We start from the raw sequence: 17,885 nt of genomic DNA, 5'->3' as shown, positions 1-17,885 counted from the left end.
GAAACTGTGAGTGAAACCCAGCGGCCCGCGTCCGAGGCCGAACATCTCGGGAGCGGCCTGAAGGTCCGCCATCTGACCATGATGGGACTCGGCTCCGCCATCGGCGCGGGCCTGTTCCTCGGTTCCGGAGTGGGTATCGCCGCAGCCGGTCCGGCCATCATCGTCTCGTACCTGCTCGCCGGCGTGATGATCATCTTCGTGATGCGCATGCTCGGCGAGATGGGTGCCGCGCTGCCGGTGAGCGGTTCGTTCTCGCACTACGCGCGCATCGGAATCGGCCGCTGGGCCGGATTCAGCATGGGGTGGCTGTACTGGTTCATGCTGATCATGGTGCTCGGTGTCGAGATCACCGGTGCCTCCGCGATCGTGCAGTCGTGGCTGCCGGGCGTACCCCAATGGGTGGTCGCGCTGGTGTTCGTCACCTTCTTCGCGGTGGTCAATCTGGCGAGGGTCGCCAACTTCGGTGAGTTCGAGTTCTGGTTCGCGGCACTGAAGGTCGCGGTCATCCTCGGGTTCCTGGTGATCGGCATCCTGCTCGTGTTCGGTCTGCTTCCGGGCACCGAACCCGTCGGCACCACGCACCTGCTCGGCGACGGCGACGGTTTCGCGCCCAACGGGATCGCCGGTGTCGCGGCCGGTCTGCTCGCGGTGGCCTTCGCGTTCGGCGGCATCGAGATCGTCACGATCGCCGCGGCCGAATCGAAGGATCCGGAACGGTCCATCGCGACGGCCGTGCGCAGTGTCGTCTGGCGGATCTCGGTCTTCTACCTCGGGTCGATCTCGATCATGGTGCTCGTGCTGCCGTGGACCGCGGCGAGCGGTGAGACCTCCCCGTTCGTCTCGGTGCTCGACATCGCCGGCATCCCCTACGTGTCCGGCTTCATGGAACTCGTCGTGGTGATCGCGCTGCTGTCGGCGTTCAACGCCAACGTCTACGGCACCTCCCGCATGGCCTACTCGCTGGCACGCGGCGGCGACGGACCGGCCTGGCTCAGTAAGCTCACCCACCACGGAGTGCCCCGCAACGCGGTGCTCGTCTCGGTGTTCTTCGGCTTCGTCAGCGTGTGGCTCAACTGGCTGCTGCCCGACACCATCCTCGGGATCCTGCTCAACGCGGTCGGATCGGCGCTCATCGCGATCTGGTTGTTCATCGTCGTCTCGCATCTGCGGCTGCGCCGCAAGTTCGAGCGCGAAGGCACCATCCGCCTGCGCATGTGGCTGTTCCCCTATCTCAGCTGGTTCACGCTCGCGATGCTCATCGGCTTCATCGTGCTGATGCTGTCCGACAGCGCGGCCCGGGTCCAGCTCGCGTCGACCTTCGTGCTGTTCCTGATCATCACGGCGCTCGGCTTGCTCTGGCACCGCACCCACGACGACAAGACGGTCAGCCACCCGTCCGATCGGCCAGCGCAGTGAGCACGAGCTCGGTGATGTCGAGCGGATCGCTCGTCCGGTAGCTCACCCCTCCGGTCGCCGCGGCGATCTGCTCGAGGGTTGCGGTGTCCACGTCCTCACCGAGTCCGATCGTCACGATCCGTACCGGCCTGGACGGATCGTTCTCGTTCGAGAGGACCGCGAGCAGTCCGTCCTTCGACATCGCGGAACCGTTGTCGGCGCCGTCGGTCACCACGACGACACTGTTGGCCGCGCGCGGATCGTAGCTGTCCTGCACGTACCGGAAGGCCGCGAGGATCGTGTCGTAGAGCGCGGTGGTCTCGTCGGCCGTACCGGCCATCTGCGCGACGAGCGAGGTGAGCAGGTCGCGTTGGGTACCGTCGTCCACCACCGCATCGAAGCGCCGGATCGGTGCCGCCACGATGTAGTCCCCCGTTGCCTCGGCGCGGTCGTTCGGCAATGTGGCGTAGTCGCTCACTCCCCCACCGAAGAACCACAGGCCCGCTGAGACGTTCCCGGGCAGGACCTCGTTGGCGGCGGTCGCGGCGCGCCGGACCAGTTCGATCCGACTCTCGTCGCCGAGGTTACGGTTCATCGACGCGGAGACGTCCACCGCGAACACGGTGCGCACGGGAAGCGCCTGCAACGCCCACACGTTCATCGCCTCCTCGGCGACGGTCTCGTCGTCGAGTTCGAGCACCGGCACCGCTCCCGCACCGCGGCCGTCGGGCAGGGGTCGTCCGCCTCCGTCCCGGAAGCCGTGACGGGTCAGCCTGTCGAGTCCTTCGGACGTGTGCAGCGCGTCGGTCAGCGCCGTGGCGGCCGCCGCCGCGGCGTCGTGCCGTTCTCCGCGCGCCGTCACGACCACCGGATAGTCCACGAGCAGCGTCCCGGTGGCGGGTACCTCGATGCCCAGTTCGCGCTTGTGGACGCTGCGATAGGTCTCGACCTGCTGTTCGGTGCTCACCACCGTCCCACCATCGGCGACGGTCTCCTCGAGCAAGGTCGATCCGGTAGGTACCTCCTCGTCGCGAACCCCCTCCCGCTCGGCGAGCGGCGCCATGACGGGACGGACCGTGCCCATCGCGACGGGATCGTCGGCGGCCTCGGCCAGCACGGCGCGGATGGCACCTGCCGCGGGACCGGAGCGCAATGGATTGCCGAAGACGAGACCGGGATCGGACAGGGCCTCCTGCCAGTCGGCCGCCGGTTCGACGGTGCCCGGCGCACCCGCGATCACGAGCGGCGTGGTGGCCAGCGGTGTCGACACCGTGCGCACCGGGCCCGTGGCGGTCTCACCCGCCCACGACGCCCACCAACTGCCCGCCGGGAGCCACAGGTCGGGGACGTCGTCGGTCGCCAGTCGCGCCGACACCTCCCCCGGTTCCTGTTCGACGACCTCGAACTCCGTACATCCGGATACCGAGGTCCCCTCGATCACCGGTGCGAGGTCGGCGGTGACCGCCACGGTGTAGCGCTCGGAGTCGTCGCACCCACTCCGCCGCTCCACGAACAGGAAGGCGACGGATCCGGCCGCGAGGACGAGGATCACGGCGACGACGAACCAGCGCGCCCGACCCCCGCCCGGCCGTGCATCCCCACTCACGCCGCCACGACGGCTCGGCGGATCCGACTCGGACGGTCCGGACTCCCCCGCCATGCGTCGGCCCCCTCGTGCTCACTCCGGGTGACGACCCTCGGTCGCCCGAGACCGATGATATAGACCGGCACGCCTCGGGAAGCCGAATCCGACGCGATATCAGCCCTGTTCGGAGCTCTCCAGTTCGAGTCGTCGAGCGATCAGCGCCGCCTGTAGCTGGCGCAGTCCGGAGGGCCGGGTGGGGTCGAATCCGGTGAGTTGCGCGACCCGCTTGAGGCGGTAGTCGACAGTGTTCGCGTGGACGTGCAGGGTCTTGGCCGTGAGCTGGCGGCTCAGGTCGTGGGCGATGTGCGTTTCCAGCGTCTCGACGAGTTCGGGTGATTCGTCGAGCGGGTCGAGGACGCGTGCGAGGTGACGGCGCGCCGGTCCGGGCCGCGTGAGCTGGTATTCGAGGGCCAGATCCTGCATACCGTAGGCCCCGACCGCACGGCCGAGCCGTCGCACCAGATCGAGCAGTTCGTGGGCCTGCTTCGCCGCGGTGGGCACCTCCCGGACGGGGGCGTGGACGAGAGCGATCGTGACGGACACGCCCGCGACGGTCTCGATGCGCTGCCGGAATTCCTCGATCGCCTCGGTCGAGGGCGATTCGGGGAGCAGGACGGTGCCGCCCTCGGGGCCGAGCATCGCGAGGTGGCGGCCCTCGCAGATCGCCTCGAGTTCGGTCTCGACCCGGCGCAGGGTGCGCCGCGCGACGACCTCCGGCCGCACGTGCGGATTGCGTTCGTCGGGATGTCGGGTGAGCGAGACCGCGAGCACGGTGTAGGTGTCGGCGAGCACCAGCCCGGAGCGTTGCGCCACGGCCGCGGCGTCCTGCCCGCTCAGCAGCGCGGCGACCAGTTCCTGCGCGGCGACGTCGCGTTCACGGCGGATGGCGTCGAGTTCGGCGACGAAACCGGTGGTCGCGGCGACGGTGACCTTCTCGAGCAGCGCCATCCACAGGCGGGACGCGTCGGCGACGGAGGAGACATCGCCCTCCCGGGCCCGATCGGTGACCAGCTCCCACCCGAGACGGATGCCTTCGTGATAGATCCGGAGCATGTATTCGAGCCGGAAGCCGGCGCGGGCCCACTGGGCTGCGCTGCTGCGCAGGTCGGCGAGTTCCGCGTCGGAGGGTAGTTCTCCGGAGTCGAGGAGATGGATCGCGATGCGCAGGCAGCGCACGGTGACCTCGGTGACGTCACCGCGCAGCGATTCGCCCGGTCGCAGCGAACACGGCGCCACGTTGTCGGCGAAGTGCGCCACGAGTTTGCGAGCCACGGCGGGCAGATCGCGCAGCGGAACGGACGCGGGCTTCCCGTCCACCAGGAAGAGCGGAGCGTTGTCACCGTCCCCCCGACGATCGTGCCCGGTCACCCGGACCTGATCCGTTACAGACATCCCTCGAACCCCCATCGAAGTGAGTAGATCTACATACGGTGCAGTAGAGAATCCGCCTCGCAGTGTGACACATGCAACCCCTGTGGCCGATTTTCCACGAAGTTCCGGTGACAGGAACCTGCCCGCGGGCGCTCCCCACCGACCCTGTCAGCCCAGATTCTTCTTCTGCACCTTGCCCATCGCATTGCGTGGAAGGTCACCCACCACACGCACCTCCCGGGGCCGCTTGTGCACGGAAAGCTGTTGTGCGACAAGGTCGATCAGTTCCGACCCGTCGACTTGGGGGCCGTCGGCGGCGGGCACCACGAACGCGACGATCCGCTGACCGAGGTCGTCGTCGGGCAGGCCCACCACGGCCACCTCCCGCACCGCGGGATGACCGAGCAGAACGGTCTCGATCTCCCCCGCACCCACCCGGAACCCACCGGTCTTGATCAGATCGGTCGACTCGCGACCCACGATGCGGTGGAATCCGCCCTCGTCGACGGCCGCCACATCGCCGGTGACGAACCATCCGTCCTCGGTCCACGCGGCCGCGGTGGCCTCCGGCCTGTTCAGGTAGCCGTCGAAGAGCATCGGTCCACGCACCTGCAAGACGCCGATGCTCTCCCCGTCGTGGGGCACGTCGCGGCCCTGCTCGTCGCGCAGGCGCGTCTCGACCCGGGCCACCGGCGTGCCGACCCAGCCGGGACGGCGCTCGCCGTCGACGCGCGTGCTGAGCGTCAGCATCGTCTCGCTCATGCCGTAGCGCTCGATCGGAACCAGTCCCGTGAGCTCACGCAGTCGTTCGAAGACCGGCACCGGCAGCGGCGCGCTGCCGGAGACGAGCAGTCGCGCGCCGCTGAGCGCGCGGGCGGAGTCCTCGTCCTCGACGACGCGTGTCCACACCGTCGGCACCCCGAAGTAGAGGGAGCCCTGCGCTTCGGCGTAGGCCTGCGGAGTGGGCTTCCCCGTGTGGATCAGCCGGCTGCCCACCCGCAGGGCTCCGACCACACCGAGCACGAGTCCGTGCACGTGGAACAGCGGCAGCCCGTGGACGAGCGTGTCGCGCTCGGTCCAGGCCCACGCCTCGGCGAGCGCGTCGATGCCCGCGGCGATCGCCCGGCGGCTCAGCAGCACACCCTTCGGAGCGCCGGTGGTCCCGGAGGTGTAGAGCACGAACGCGATTCGCGCCGGGTTCGGCTCGGGCAGGTGGTGCCAGTCGCGGGCGTGCAGGCGGACCGGCAGGCTCGGCAACTGCGGAACGTCGGGATGCTGCACCTCCGGCGCCGGACCGAGCCAGGCCTGCGCGTCCGAGTCCGTCAGGATGTGGGCGAGTTCGGCGGGCCCCGAGTCCGGTGGCACCGGCACCACGGTCGTCCCGGCGAGCAGGGCACCGGTCACGGCGACGACGGTGGTCGCGCTCGGAGTCGCGAGCACGGCCACCCGATCGGCGCGCGCCACCCGCGCCGCGACGGCGGTGGCCGCGCCGAGCAGATCGCTGCGGGAGAAGGTGTGGCCGTCGATACGGACGACGTCCGGGAGATCGTCGCCGCGCGCGACGGCCAGCGGATTCAGCGAACGAAGCAGTGCAGACACGACAGTCACGATTCCATATCGATGCCGCAGCCTCGCGGGGGCGGTCGGGTGTGGCGGTCAGGTGTGGATGTCGCCGCGCGCCGCGGACATCGATGTCCGCGCCAGATGTGCCGGGGGAAGCACGGTGGCCAGGACCGCGCCCAGCAGCATTCCGATGAGGACGGCCACGCCGTGCGCATCGCCCGCGATCACGAGGACCACACCGAGAAGGAAGGTCGCCGCGGAGGCGACGAGCAGCGAGCGTGTCGCTCCGACGACCGGCCACAATCCCGCGAGGGTCGCGGCCGCCGCGAGCGTCGCGCCGGTTGTTCCCGCGCCGTCGGACGGGAAGACGAAGGTGGTGAACAACCCCCACAGCACCTGGCCGACCAGGAACAACCCGAGTGCGCGGCACCACCCCCACACCCGCACGATCGCGATGGCGACCACCGCGAGCAACAGCAGGTTCACGACGGTGAGGAGCACGCCGCCGTCCTCGATCAGACCTGCGGTGAGGACGCGCCACCACTCCCCCGAGTCCCGGGTGCGGACCGGCTGCCGCCGGAAGACGTCGAGCAGTCCCGGGAAGACCAGTCGCGCGAGCGAGGCCACCGCGACCACCGACCACAGGATCGTCGCCGCGACCGGCGGAGGCCACCAGAACGATCGCGTCGTCGCGTGCGCGGAGCTTCCCGAGTGGGGGCGCGACGCGCTCACCGCAGCGATGGCCACCACGGCGACGTAGAGCACCCACAGCAGCGGATCCTCACCGGACGAACTCACGGGGCCAATCTACCGGCGAGCTGCTCGCTGAGCGGTGCGTCGGCGCGCTCTATCGGCGCAGTCGGGCAGCGGCGGCGTCGATGGCGTCGTCGGTCGCGGTGAGCGCGATCCGGACGTGCAGGACACCTCCGGGACCGTAGAACTCGCCGGGTGCGACGAGGATGCCGCGGTCGGCGAACCAGTCGACGGTCGCGCGGCATCCCTCACCGCGCGTCGCCCACAGGTACAGGCCCGCCTCCGAATGGTCGACGGTGAAGCCGGCGCCGCGCACGGCCCCGAGGAGCACCTCGCGACGCTTGCGGTACTTCTCGCGCTGCGCGTTCTCGTGCTCGTCGTCGTTCAGTGCCGCGGTCATCGCGGCCTGGATCGGCAGCGGCAGCATCATGCCGGAGTGCTTGCGGACCTCGAGCAGGTCGGCGACGAGGTCGGCGTCGCCGGTGACGAAACCGGCCCGGTAGCTCGCGAGATTGGAGGTCTTCGACAGCGAGTGCACCGCGAGGAGGTTGGTGTGGTCGCCCCCGCACACGTTCGGGTGCAGGATCGACAGGGCCTCACACTCCCAGGTGAGCCCGAGATAACACTCGTCGGAGACGACGATCGCGTTGCGGCTGCGCGCCCAGTCGACGACCTTGCGCAGGTGGTCGGGTCCGAGCACCTTGCCGGTGGGGTTCGACGGCGAGTTCACGAAGACCAGCGACGCGACCTCGGGGCCGAGGCGGGTCAGCCCGTCGGCGCGGATGATGCGGGCACCGGCGAGCAGCCCGCCCACCTCGTAGGTCGGGTACGCCAGTTCGGGGATCACGACGAGATCGTCGGCACCGAGGCCGAGCAGCGACGGCAGCCAGGCGATCATCTCCTTGGTGCCGATCGCCGGCAGGATCGCCGAGTCGTCGAGACCGGTGATGCCGTAGCGACGTTCGAGCGCACCCACGGCCGCCCGCCGCAGTTCGGCGGTGCCGTGCGTGGTCGGGTAGCCCGGCTCCTCCGCGACGGAGACGAGCGCCTCCCGGATCACGGGGGCGACCGGGTCGACCGGTGTGCCCACCGACAGGTTGACGATGCCGTCGGGATGCGCCGCTGCCTTCGCCTTCGCGTCGGTCAGGGAATCCCAGGGGAAGTCCGGCAGGCTCTTCGCCACCGAACGGCGGACACGCGTGCTCACGAAAGTTCCACCGGTCCGTTCGTCACTCTTCGCCCATGGGAGGGAGATTCTTGACGAACGGCGGGTCGTAGTCGACCTTGCCGAGCTTCGCGGCGCCACCGGGCGAGCCGAGATCGTTGAAGAAGTCGACGTTGGCCTTGACGTACTCGGACCACTCGTCCGGGACGTCGTCCTCGTAGAAGATCGCTTCGACGGGGCACACGGGCTCGCACGCACCGCAGTCGACGCACTCGTCGGGGTGGATGTACAGCATGCGACCGCCCTCGTAGATGCAGTCGACGGGGCACTCCTCGATGCATGCCTTGTCCAACACGTCCACGCACGGTTCCGCAATCGTGTACGTCACTGCTGTTCTCCCTGCCTCTCTGTAAGCCCGCCGACCTGCGCGGTCTCGCCCGAGCGGGCACCCTCGGCGCCCACGGTCCTCCAGTATCCCCCGTGCCCGTGCCACACACCGGAGTAAGGGTCCCCTACTTCAGAGTGCAGACCGTCGAGGCGGGTCAGCCCGCGGTGACCGGGAGCTCGATCGGCGTGTACGCGGTGGTCCGTTGGCGCGCCGGCCGCCCGATGCCCTCGGCGATCGCGACCAGTTCGGCGACGGTCTTCTCCGAACCGTGCTGCGAGCCCGCCATGCGCGAGATCGTCTCCTCCATGAGCGTGCCGCCGAGATCGTTCGCCCCGCCCTCGAGCATGGCCTGCGTCCCGGCGACACCCAGCTTGACCCAGCTGGTCTGGATGTTGTCGATCCGGCCGTGCAGCATGACCCGGGCGAGGGCGTGCGCGGCACGGTTGTCGCGCATGGTCGGGCCGGGACGCGACGCGCCGGCCAGATACAGCGGCGACGACTGGTGCACGAAGGGCAACAGCACGAACTCGGTGAATCCGCCCGTGCGGTCCTGGATCCCGCGGATCACCTCGAGGTGGCCGACCCAGTGGTGCGGCTGGTCGACGTGCCCGTACATCATCGTCGAGCTCGATCGCAGGCCCACCTCGTGCGCGGTGGTCACCACCTCGATCCACTCGGCGGTCGGGAGCTTGCCCTTCGTGAGCACCCACCGCACCTCGTCGTCGAGGATCTCCGCGGCGGTGCCCGGGATGGTGTCGAGCCCGGCCTCACGCAGTTCGGTGAGCCAGTCCCGGATCGACGTGCCGCTGCGCGCGACACCGTTGACGATCTCCATCGGCGAGAACGCGTGGACGTGCATCGACGGCACCCGCGCCTTGACGGCGCGGACGAGATCGGCGTAGCCGGTCACCGGCAGTTCCGGATCGATACCGCCCTGCATGCACACCTCGGTGGCGCCGGCGACGTGCGCCTCCCACGCCCGGTCGGCGACCTCGCTCGCCGAGAGGGTGAACGCGTCGGCGTCGCCCTTGCGCTGCGCGAAGGCGCAGAACCGGCAGCCGGTGTAGCAGATGTTGGTGAAGTTGATGTTCCGGTTGACGACATAGGTGACGTCGTCGCCGACGGTGTCGCGGCGCAGCTGGTCGGCGAGCGCCACGAGTGCTTCGAGACCGGCGCCGTCGGCGTTGGCGAGGGCGATGTACTCCGCTTCGGTGCAACCGCCCGGATCCCGTTCGGCGGAGCGCAGCGCCGAGAGCACGTCGCTGTCGAGCCGCACCGGTGCGGAGGCGCCCAGCTCGAGCACCTGTTCGCGGACGGTCTCCCAGTCGCCGAAAGCGCTCCCGAGATCGGACCGGTGCTCGGTGTTGCGTCCGGTCACGTCGATCTCGGAGTTCAGATCGACGCGACCCGACGACTCCCAGTCGATGTCGGGTTCCTGCCAGGGCAGTCCGGACGGGATCACCTCGCGCGCGAGGCCCGTAGCCGGATCGGCGAGGGCGTGCACGTGCGCGGTGATGCGCGGATCGATCCACGGCTGCCCGGCGAGCACGTACTTCGGCTGCGCGGCGATCCGCTCGGTGAGCTCGAAGCCGGCCTCGGAGCTCAGGCGCGCCAGGGTGTCGAGATTCGGCCAGGGCCGTTCGGGGTTGACGTGATCGGGCGTCAACGGCGAGACACCACCCCAGTCGTCGACACCCGCCCCGAGCAGCGCGCGGCACTCGTCGAGCGAGACGAGATTCGGCGGGGCCTGGATGCGCATTCCCGGCCCGAGGACGAGCCGCGCGACGGCGATCGCGGCGAGGAACTCGTCGAGATCGGCGTCGTCGTGCTCGCGCATCGCGGTGTCGTCCTTGGCGCGGAAGTTCTGGACGATTACTTCCTGGATATGACCGAATGCCTTGTGCGACTTACGGATCGCGTGGATCGATTCGGCACGCTCGGTGAAGTCCTCACCGATGCCGACGAGGATGCCGGTGGTGAACGGCACCGCGAGTCGGCCCGCATCGGTGAGCACCCGCAGCCGCACCGCCGGATCCTTGTCGGGGCTGCCGTAGTGGCACTGCCCCTTCTCGGTGAACAACCGTTCGGAGGTGGTCTCGAGCATCATGCCCATCGACGGGGCGACCGGCTTCAGCCGCGAGATCTCGGCCCAGCTCATCACCCCGGGATTGAGGTGCGGCAGCAGACCGGTCTCCTCGAGGACGCGGATCGCCATCGCTCGCACGTAGTCGAGGGTGGAATCGTAGCCGCGCTCGTCGAGCCACTGCTTCGCTTCGGGCCACCGGTCCTCGGGCCGGTCGCCGAGTGTGAACAAGGCTTCCTTGCAACCCAGTTCGGCTCCCTGACGAGCGATCTCGAGGATCTCGTCGGGTTCGAGATACATGCCGTGACCCTCGGCGCGGAGCTTGCCGGGGACGGTGACGAAGGTGCAGTAGTGGCATCGGTCCCGGCACAGCCGGGTGATGGGGACGAAGACCTTGCGCGAATAGGTGACCGTGCCGGGTCGACCCTCCGCGAGAAGGCCGGCATCGCGCACCCGCGCCGCCGACGCACAGAGATCCTCGAGATCGGCACCCCGCGCCTGCAGCAGGACTGCCGCTTCGTCGACGTTCAGTGCGACCCCGTCGCGAGCCCGACGCAACGCTCGACGCATTCCCGAGGGAGTCGCCGTGGATCGGTGCGCAGCGCCGGGACGCACGGTGGGGGTCGGGAGCATCGCGGACTGCGGGGTGTCGTCTGCGGAATCGGTCATGGGCCCGATCATGCGCCTACGAGCACCCCCATGCCACTTCGGGGTCTATCCGCGCGGGTAGTCGTCGTCCGCCGGGACTTCGCGGGACTGCTCGTAGGTGTCTGCCGGGTCGGCTTCGAGGGGCACGTCCGAAGGCAGGTCGTCGGCAGGATCGTCGTAGACGGGAATGGCCTGCTCGAGCCGGTCGGCCTCGGAATCGTTGTCGGACTGGATCTCGATGCCGAGCGCATTCGACTCCGTCATTGCGATCTCCTCCTGATAGGGCCCGATCGTGAGATCGGATCGGGCGAGTCCGGCCGGGTTCTACGGATCCCAGCCTAGCGTGGAACCGGACACGGGGCCCGATGGAGCAGGAGGTGCGGGTGGAGGACGACGAGAGTTCGCCGGCGGGGTCGGCCGACAACACGGCAGCGACGAGCGTGGTGATGAGGGAACCGTCGTGGCGGCCGAGCCCGAAGGCGCGTGTGCTGTGGGCCGTGAGCGCAGCGCTGATGTGGTTGCCGCTGGTCGTCGCGCAGGTCGTGTGGGTGCTCGTCACGCCGGTGGGCGCCGGGTGGCACGTCGCCGCCGCGGCCGCGACCGTCGTCCTCGGTGGACTGCACGTCGCGGTGGTGCCGGTCTGGCGATACCGCGTCCATCGCTGGGAGATGGACGAGACCGCGGTCTACACGCGTTCGGGTTGGTGGACGCAGGAGCACCGCATCGCACCGATCTCCCGGATCCAGACCGTCGACACCGAGCGGGGACCGCTCGACCGGTGGCTCGGCCTGACCACCGTCACCGTCACCACCGCCTCGGCGGCGGGTGCGGTGGAGATCGTCGGGCTCGACAGCCGGGTCGCCGACGAGACCGTCGCTCGCCTGACCGCACTCGCGGCGAGCTCGGAGACGGACGCGACATGAACGACGCCCTCGTGGCCGGGACGGACGAGGAGGTGCCGTGGTCGCGTCTCGATCGCCGGATGCTGCTGATCCACCCGATCGAGGAGATCCTGCGCCTGCTGCCCGTCCTCGCAGGCTCGTTCGTCATCGGGTCCACCAGCGGCAATCCCGTGTGGGGCCTCGCGGCGACGGGCGTGCTCGTGCTGGTCGGTCTGCTGCGCTGGTTCACCACCACCTACCGCGTAGGACCAGAGCACGTCGAACTCCGCCGCGGCCTGCTGCAACGACGCGAGTTGTCGATCCCCCGCAGCCGCATCCGGTCGGTGGACGTCGAGCAACGCCTCCTGCATCGCGTGCTGGGCCTCGCGGTCGTGAAGATCGGCACGGGTCAGAGCGGGGGCGCCGATCGCAACCGGTTCGAACTCAACGGCCTTCCGATCGCAGCAGTCCCCGAGCTCCGTGCCGTTCTCCTGAGGGGTGGGCAGCAGGACGACGTGCCGGCCGAGACGACCTCGACCGCTGCCGTCACCGAGCGTCAGCTGGCGCGATTCGACCCGGCCTGGGTGCGCTACGCGCCGTTCTCCACGACGGGACTGCTCGCCGTCGCGGCCGTCGCCGGTGCCGCCTTCCAGTTCGGGCTCGGCCGGTCGATCGCCGAATCGCAGGTCGTCCGCCGCGCGGTGGAGACCGCGGAAGACCTCGGCCTGGTGGTCGCGCTCGTGATCCTCGTGCTGGTCGTCGTGCTCGTCGCCAGCCCGGCCGCGTGCGTGCGGTACCTGCTGCTCTACGGCGATCTGCGGGTGACCGACGACCAACGGGTCCTGCGCATCGCGCACGGCCTGCTCACGACCCGTCACACCACCCTCGACCGGGCGCGGCTGCGCGGGATCGCGCTGCACGAACCGCTGGCGCTGCGGCTCGTCGGCGCCGCACGGCTCGACGCCGTCATGACGGGCAGAACCGCGCAACAGGGCGGTTCGTCACTGGTCCTGCCGTCGGCGCCCGACGGGGAGGTCCGGCGGGTCGCGGCCGAGGTGCTCACCGGGGGGCTGCCGCTCGACGTTCCGCTGCGCAGTCACGGTCCCCGTGCCCGTCGTCGCCGCTACACGCGGACGCTGTGGCCGGTGGCCGTCGTGGTCGCCGCCGGGCTCGTCGCCCTGACCGTCACCGACCGGCACGTGCCGTTCGCCGTGATCGCCACGGTGGTCGTGGTGCTGGTCGCGGGGGCGTGCACGCTGGCGCAGGACCGCTACCGGGGTCTCGGCCACGCCGTCGTCGACGGACATCTCGTCGCCCGCAGCGGTTCGATCGACCGGCAGCGCATCTGTCTCGATGCGGACGGTGTGATCGGCTGGACGGTGCGGCAGACCTTCTTCCAGCGCCGTGCCGGTCTCGCGACCGTCGTCGCGGCGACGCCGGCGGGTGCGGGACGCTACGAGGTGATCGACATCCCCGTGGACGAGGCGTGGGCGCTTGTCCAGGAGGTCACACCGGGTATGGGAGAAGCATGGATCGACCGATGAAGCCGACATCCGGCAAAGGCCCCCTGCACGGCACTCCCCCGGCGACGCTGGCCGAGCTCGACGACGCGCTCGTCGACTGCCACGCGTGTCCGCGGCTGGTCGCATGGCGTGAGCAGGTCGCGCGGGAGAAACGAGCGGCCTTCCGCGACGAGGAGTACTGGGGCCGGCCCGTCCCGGGCTTCGGCCCGGCCGATGCGTCCCTGCTGATCGTCGGGCTGGCGCCCGCCGCGCACGGCGGGAACCGCACAGGACGGATGTTCACGGGCGACCGGTCGGGCGACGTGCTGTACGCGGCCCTGTACGACGCGGGACTGGCGTCGCAACCGACCGCGACGCACATCGGCGACGGCCTCGAACTGTTCGGCACGCGCATCACGTCGCCGGTGCACTGCGCGCCACCGGCCAATCGCCCCACGGTCGTCGAACGCGACACCTGCCGGCACTGGCTCGAACAGGAACTCGACCTGCTCTCCCCCACGCTGAGGTCGGTCGTCGTGCTCGGCGGGTTCGGTTGGCAGGCACTACTGCCGGTCCTGTCGGCGGCGGGGTGGACGATTCCGGTTCCCCGACCCAAGTTCGGGCACGGCGCACATGTGCTGCTCGCTCCCACCGAGGCGCGGGAGCACCCGTTGCACCTGTTCGGTTGCTATCACGTCAGCCAGCAGAACACCTTCACCGGCCGGTTGACGAAGGAGATGGTGACCGAGGTGCTCAGGGACGCGGCGCGGGCTGCGTCCCTCCCACTGCCTGGGTGATCTCCCTGATGCGGGCCGAGAACAGGTAGCCGCCGGCGGGGGCGAGCGCGGCCACGGGCAGCAGCAGGGTCCGCCAGTCGCCGAGCGCGAGCTGGTCGCCGCCCGGACCGCCCACGAGGCAGACGAGGAAGACGACGGCCCAGGCCAGCAGCGGCAGGGTCGCGCTGCGCAGGGATCCGGTCTCGGCGCGGAGGGCCATCACCAGCAGCAGGTTGACGAGGCCGGCCAGCAGGATGGTGATCGGGAAGGGCACTCCGGCGATGTACACGCCGAGATAGAAGACCGACAACAGGGCGCACAGCGCACCGTCGAGCACGAGCAGCGCGACGAGCCCCCGGCGGGGTTGGACGTCCACCGGTGACGCGAGGGGTGCAGCGGTTGCTGGATCGACCGTCATGCTTCGATGGTGCGCTACCGGACTCGCCCGAGCGCAACCGGGGTCCGCGGAACCATCCGCGACCCACGCACGGGACGTCAGGGAACCGGCGGGTATCCGAGCATGGTGAGCAGCGCGCTCTGCTGGTCGGCGAAGGAGTACAGAGCGTGCCAGTAGTCGGCCCGGATCTCGTCGGCGTACGGCCTCAACGACTCCACGAACGCGACGATCTGGTTCTGGACGGACCAGTTGTACATCGACAACCCCCTGACGGTGTGCCTGCGTGGTACGCGAGGCCGGGTGACGCGAACCACCCACAGCCTCGTTGATGACTCGGGTCACACTAGCCGATGCCGGAGAAGAGGTCGTCCTCTCGTCCCGTGGAGTCGGTCAGGCCGAGCTGCCCGCGCACGAGCACGAAGTGCTCCTGGTCGAAGACGGGCTGGGCGACGAGGTTGGAGAGCACGAACTGCTCGCCGTCCTCCGCGACCAGCACCTGGGTCGTGTGCGCGGCCATCGCGGTCCGCTTCGCGTCGAGAACCGAGCGGACGTCGACGACGGTGGTGACCTCGTCGTCGGGCACGCTCGGCAGTTCGCCGGCCTCCGGTCGGCGCCAGCCGTCGGGCAGCGTGCCCATGGCGGCGATGCCGCGTTCGAGCGCGGACCGTTCGGCGACGGTCCAGTACACCTTCGCGGGGGTCCACGCCGCCCCGGCGGACGGATAGTCCTCGGTGCCGGCCGCTTCGACGGCCGCGGTCACCCGTTCGTGCACCGCGATGTGATCGGGATGCCCGTAGCCACCGAACGGGTCGTAGGTGACGACCACGTGCGGACGCGTCTCGCGGATCACGGCGACGAGCGCCTCGATCGCCTCGTCGCGGTCGGCGTTGACCCAGGCGCGAGGATTGTCGGCGGACGGGGTGCCCGCCATCCCGGAGTCGCGCCAGTGCCCGGCACCGCCGAGAAAACGCGGTCGCTCGACGCCGAGCGCGTCGAGCGCCCGGGTGAGTTCGAGGATGCGGTATCCGCCGAGCTGATCGGCGCGGTCGGCGGTGAGCTGGGCCCACTCGTCGCCGATCACTTCGCCCTCCTCACCGAGCGTGCAGGTCACGACGGTGACCTCGGCGCCCTCGGCGACGTACCGGGCGATGGTGCCGCCGGTGGTGAGGGTTTCGTCGTCGGGATGGGCGTGGACGAGCAGAAGTCGTCGATCCGCAACGTCGGGGAGAGCTCCCGGAGCATCGGTCACGGTGTGGTCCTTCCCCACAGATGGGCGTCGCCGAGAATACCGGTGGCGACGGCGGCTGTCAGCGAGACGTTCTCGACGCCCGGACCGGCGGCGACAACGGCCCGGTCCTGCAGGATCGGCAGATTCACCGCGAGATCCCACAGCCTGGCCTGCGCGTCGGCGACGACCTTCGCCGGGTCGGTGGTGCCGTTCAGTGCAGCGAGCAGATCGGGTTCGAGACCGGGATCGCACGCACCCGAGAGGTTGCTCGGAGCCTCGAGCTGCGCTGCGAGCGCATCCTCACGTTCCTCGACGTCGTCCTCGTCGAGCGTGGTGGTCGCGGGGTCCGACGACTGTGCCGCCTCCGCCGTCCCGGGGGCGTCGGGCTGCGCCGGGAGGTCGGACTCGGGCACGGTCGGCAGGTCCTCCCCCGCCACGGTGGGTGCTGCGGCCACCGGGACGCATCCGAATCGGGACAGCGCGGCGGTGGCGGGGTCTCCACCGGCACGCATCCAGCCGACGACCGCGTGCACGGTGCCCTCGACGAGGGCTTCGCCGTACAGCTCGTCGGGGGGAAGTTCGTCGACCGATGCGTCGATCCCGGCGCCACGCCACAGGTCGACGGCGGTGCGTGCGACGGCGCGCGCGGTCTCGTCGCCCTCCGGCACGCCCACGACCAGCGTCAACGGCACGCCGGCCCGGGCCAGGGTGCCCTCGGGCAGGGCCGGCCCGTCGGGGGTTCTCGGTCCGGGAGTCGCGCTCGTCGGCGCCGCCGTCTCGGATGCCGCCGTCTCGGATGCCCCTGTCTCCGGTGCAGCGGCCTCCGGCGCTTCGGAGCCGGGTGCGTCGGGGTCCGTCGGCACCGGGGGCACGGCAGGCGGGACGGGTAGATATCCGGCCTCGGCGAGACGTCCGAGGGCCTGCTCCCGGGACAGACGCGCCGGCATCGTGTCGGTGTATCCCGGATCGGACGGCGCGAGCACCTGGGCCCGCGCCCGCACGACCCCGGTGCTGTTGGCCGTGGCGACAAGTCCGAGCAGCTCGGGGTCGAGCAGGTCGAGCATGCCTCGCCGGACGACCGGGTCGGCGAGTTCGGCGGTGCGCGTGTTGAGGGTCAGATCGAGGGTGCGCGGCTGGAGCTGGACGCCGGTCCGCACACCCGGCACGGCGGCGAGCTGCGCCTCGAGAGCGACACCGCCCGCGCTCTGGACCACTTGGGCGTCGTCGCTGCGCACCGATTCGGTCACCTGGGCGTCGGTGCCGGCGCGGCGCATGATCAGTTCGTCGGGTCCGGCCGGGGTGCCCCAGAACCGGTCGTTGCGTTCGAGCAGCACCTCGGCGCGCCCCCGATCGACGTTGTCGACGTGGAATCGCGCGCCGGACACGGGAATCGTCTCGGACAGGCCGGTGGAAAAGCCACCCGGAGTGTCCTTGACCAGGTGGGCGGGCAAGAGATTCGTGAACAGTTCGCGCCAGGCCGGATACGGCTCGCGCAGGGTGACGGTGACAATCTTGCCTCCGCCCGACGATCGGATGTCGTCGATGAGGCGGTAGCCGGCAGGATCGACGACGCCGGGCTGGGTGATCATCTGCCGCCACAGATACCGGAAGTCCTCGGCAACGATCGGCGCTCCGTCCGACCACTGGGCCTCGTCGCGCAGGCGGTAGGTGATGGTGAACGGCGCCTCGTCGGTGACCTCCGCGGACAGCAGCAGCGAGTCGTCCGGAACCCACAGTGCTGCAGCGGGATTCTCCGGATCGGGCACGGCCCGGAAGGCACTCGGGAGCACGAGTTCGGCAACCGCGTTCGCGACGGGCGACTGGTCTGCGAGCAGGTGGGGGTTGAAGCCCGAACCGACCTCGTCGATCGCGACCACCACCGTGCTGCGCTTCGGAGCGGGAGCCGGGGTCGTGGTCGGCTCCGTCTGCTCGATGGGCGGCGGCGGGTCGGCGGTGCAACCGGTGAGGACCAGCGCAGCCACGGCCAGGCCGGCCGTCGCCCCGATCAGTCGGCGACGAGCGCGCGTACGCGACACTCGGGCTCCTTCCGTGAGGCAGGTGGTACGTGGGTGGCCCCGGCCAGCATGCGC

At 70.1% G+C, this 17,885-nt stretch carries 16 protein-coding genes; 4 read left to right on the top strand and 12 right to left on the bottom strand.

The features are described 5' to 3' along the window. Nucleotides 1-6: 6 nt before the first annotated feature. Nucleotides 7-1,416: an amino acid permease gene (locus NVV99_RS12855; protein ID WP_006550567.1), complete on the top strand. Its 1,410-nt coding sequence runs from the start codon at nt 7-9 to the stop codon at nt 1,414-1,416. Here NVV99_RS12855 and NVV99_RS12850 read toward each other — a convergent pair. From NVV99_RS12850 to NVV99_RS12815, 8 genes are all read right to left on the bottom strand, one after another. Next, nucleotides 1,385-3,001 (bottom strand): substrate-binding domain-containing protein, encoded by a 1,617-nt coding sequence (locus NVV99_RS12850; RefSeq protein WP_242411697.1) that lies wholly within the window; start codon nt 2,999-3,001, stop codon nt 1,385-1,387. The genes NVV99_RS12855 and NVV99_RS12850 overlap by 32 nt on opposite strands. Nucleotides 3,002-3,154: 153 nt before the next feature. Continuing rightward, nucleotides 3,155-4,408 carry a CdaR family transcriptional regulator gene (locus NVV99_RS12845; RefSeq protein ID WP_006550569.1) on the bottom strand — a complete coding sequence of 418 codons (1,254 nt, stop codon included), beginning with the start codon at nt 4,406-4,408 and terminating at the stop codon, nt 3,155-3,157. Between the two features lie 171 nt (nt 4,409-4,579). Further along, nucleotides 4,580-6,010: an acyl-CoA synthetase gene (locus NVV99_RS12840; protein ID WP_041804032.1), complete on the bottom strand. Its 1,431-nt coding sequence runs from the start codon at nt 6,008-6,010 to the stop codon at nt 4,580-4,582. A gap of 57 nt (nt 6,011-6,067) precedes the next feature. Beyond that, nucleotides 6,068-6,772 carry a hypothetical protein gene (locus tag NVV99_RS12835; RefSeq protein ID WP_024103428.1) on the bottom strand — a complete coding sequence of 235 codons (705 nt, stop codon included), beginning with the start codon at nt 6,770-6,772 and terminating at the stop codon, nt 6,068-6,070. A gap of 49 nt (nt 6,773-6,821) precedes the next feature. Further along, a complete protein-coding gene (gene dapC, locus NVV99_RS12830; protein WP_019288047.1) occupies nt 6,822-7,934 on the bottom strand; it encodes a succinyldiaminopimelate transaminase in 1,113 nt (370 codons plus the stop codon). Between the two features lie 22 nt (nt 7,935-7,956). After that, nucleotides 7,957-8,280 (bottom strand): ferredoxin, encoded by a 324-nt coding sequence (fdxA, locus tag NVV99_RS12825; RefSeq protein ID WP_006550573.1) that lies wholly within the window; start codon nt 8,278-8,280, stop codon nt 7,957-7,959. Between the two features lie 154 nt (nt 8,281-8,434). Beyond that, nucleotides 8,435-11,032 carry a bifunctional FO biosynthesis protein CofGH gene (locus NVV99_RS12820; RefSeq protein WP_024103426.1) on the bottom strand — a complete coding sequence of 866 codons (2,598 nt, stop codon included), beginning with the start codon at nt 11,030-11,032 and terminating at the stop codon, nt 8,435-8,437. A gap of 45 nt (nt 11,033-11,077) precedes the next feature. Then, entirely contained in the window at nt 11,078-11,275 is a 198-nt protein-coding gene (locus tag NVV99_RS12815) for a hypothetical protein (protein WP_006550575.1), read from the bottom strand. Between the two features lie 101 nt (nt 11,276-11,376). Between NVV99_RS12815 and NVV99_RS12810 the strand changes: the two genes are divergently transcribed. From NVV99_RS12810 to NVV99_RS12800, 3 genes are read left to right on the top strand one after another with little or no spacing between them, the layout of a single operon-like run. Further along, entirely contained in the window at nt 11,377-11,934 is a 558-nt protein-coding gene (locus NVV99_RS12810) for a PH domain-containing protein (protein WP_006550576.1), read from the top strand. Continuing rightward, on the top strand, nt 11,931-13,436 hold the full coding sequence (locus NVV99_RS12805; RefSeq protein WP_024103424.1) for a PH domain-containing protein: 1,506 nt from the start codon (nt 11,931-11,933) through the stop codon (nt 13,434-13,436). The genes NVV99_RS12810 and NVV99_RS12805 overlap by 4 nt, the downstream gene beginning before the upstream one ends. Then, nucleotides 13,433-14,191, top strand: a complete 759-nt coding sequence (locus NVV99_RS12800) for a uracil-DNA glycosylase (protein WP_024103423.1) — start codon at nt 13,433-13,435, stop codon at nt 14,189-14,191. Before NVV99_RS12805 ends, NVV99_RS12800 begins: the two co-directional genes overlap by 4 nt. On the opposite strand, the gene NVV99_RS12795 is transcribed toward NVV99_RS12800, so the two are convergent. The 4 genes from NVV99_RS12795 to NVV99_RS12780 form a co-directional block, all read right to left on the bottom strand. Beyond that, nucleotides 14,148-14,588 carry a hypothetical protein gene (locus NVV99_RS12795; RefSeq protein ID WP_006550579.1) on the bottom strand — a complete coding sequence of 147 codons (441 nt, stop codon included), beginning with the start codon at nt 14,586-14,588 and terminating at the stop codon, nt 14,148-14,150. The two genes, NVV99_RS12800 and NVV99_RS12795, sit on opposite strands and share 44 nt — an antisense overlap. Before the next feature lie 77 nt (nt 14,589-14,665). After that, complete coding sequence (locus NVV99_RS12790) at nt 14,666-14,824, bottom strand: hypothetical protein (protein ID WP_006550580.1); 159 nt, start codon at nt 14,822-14,824, stop codon at nt 14,666-14,668. Between the two features lie 86 nt (nt 14,825-14,910). Next, nucleotides 14,911-15,834 carry an N-acetyl-1-D-myo-inositol-2-amino-2-deoxy-alpha-D-glucopyranoside deacetylase gene (gene mshB / locus NVV99_RS12785; protein ID WP_050993397.1) on the bottom strand — a complete coding sequence of 308 codons (924 nt, stop codon included), beginning with the start codon at nt 15,832-15,834 and terminating at the stop codon, nt 14,911-14,913. After that, entirely contained in the window at nt 15,813-17,831 is a 2,019-nt protein-coding gene (locus NVV99_RS12780) for an ABC transporter family substrate-binding protein (protein ID WP_024103422.1), read from the bottom strand. The genes mshB and NVV99_RS12780 overlap by 22 nt, the downstream gene beginning before the upstream one ends. Nucleotides 17,832-17,885 lie beyond the last annotated feature (54 nt).

The sequence above is a fragment of the Rhodococcus sp. PAE-6 genome (genome assembly GCF_025290685.1).
GTDB classification, from domain to species: domain Bacteria; phylum Actinomycetota; class Actinomycetes; order Mycobacteriales; family Mycobacteriaceae; genus Rhodococcus; species Rhodococcus pyridinivorans.
This window is presented reverse-complemented; position numbering and strand designations above follow the sequence as displayed.

Excerpts from the sequence above, each read along its gene's own strand:
- NVV99_RS12800 (WP_024103423.1), top strand. The coding sequence starts at position 13,433 with ATGAAGCCGACATCCGGCAAAGGCCCCCTGCACGGCACTCCCCCGGCG.
- NVV99_RS12790 (WP_006550580.1), bottom strand. The coding sequence starts at position 14,824 with ATGTACAACTGGTCCGTCCAGAACCAGATCGTCGCGTTCGTGGAGTCG.
- NVV99_RS12815 (WP_006550575.1), bottom strand. The coding sequence starts at position 11,275 with ATGACGGAGTCGAATGCGCTCGGCATCGAGATCCAGTCCGACAACGAT.
- NVV99_RS12820 (WP_024103426.1), bottom strand. The coding sequence starts at position 11,032 with ATGACCGATTCCGCAGACGACACCCCGCAGTCCGCGATGCTCCCGACC.
- NVV99_RS12805 (WP_024103424.1), top strand. The coding sequence starts at position 11,931 with ATGAACGACGCCCTCGTGGCCGGGACGGACGAGGAGGTGCCGTGGTCG.
- NVV99_RS12795 (WP_006550579.1), bottom strand. The coding sequence starts at position 14,588 with ATGACGGTCGATCCAGCAACCGCTGCACCCCTCGCGTCACCGGTGGAC.
- NVV99_RS12810 (WP_006550576.1), top strand. The coding sequence starts at position 11,377 with ATGGAGCAGGAGGTGCGGGTGGAGGACGACGAGAGTTCGCCGGCGGGG.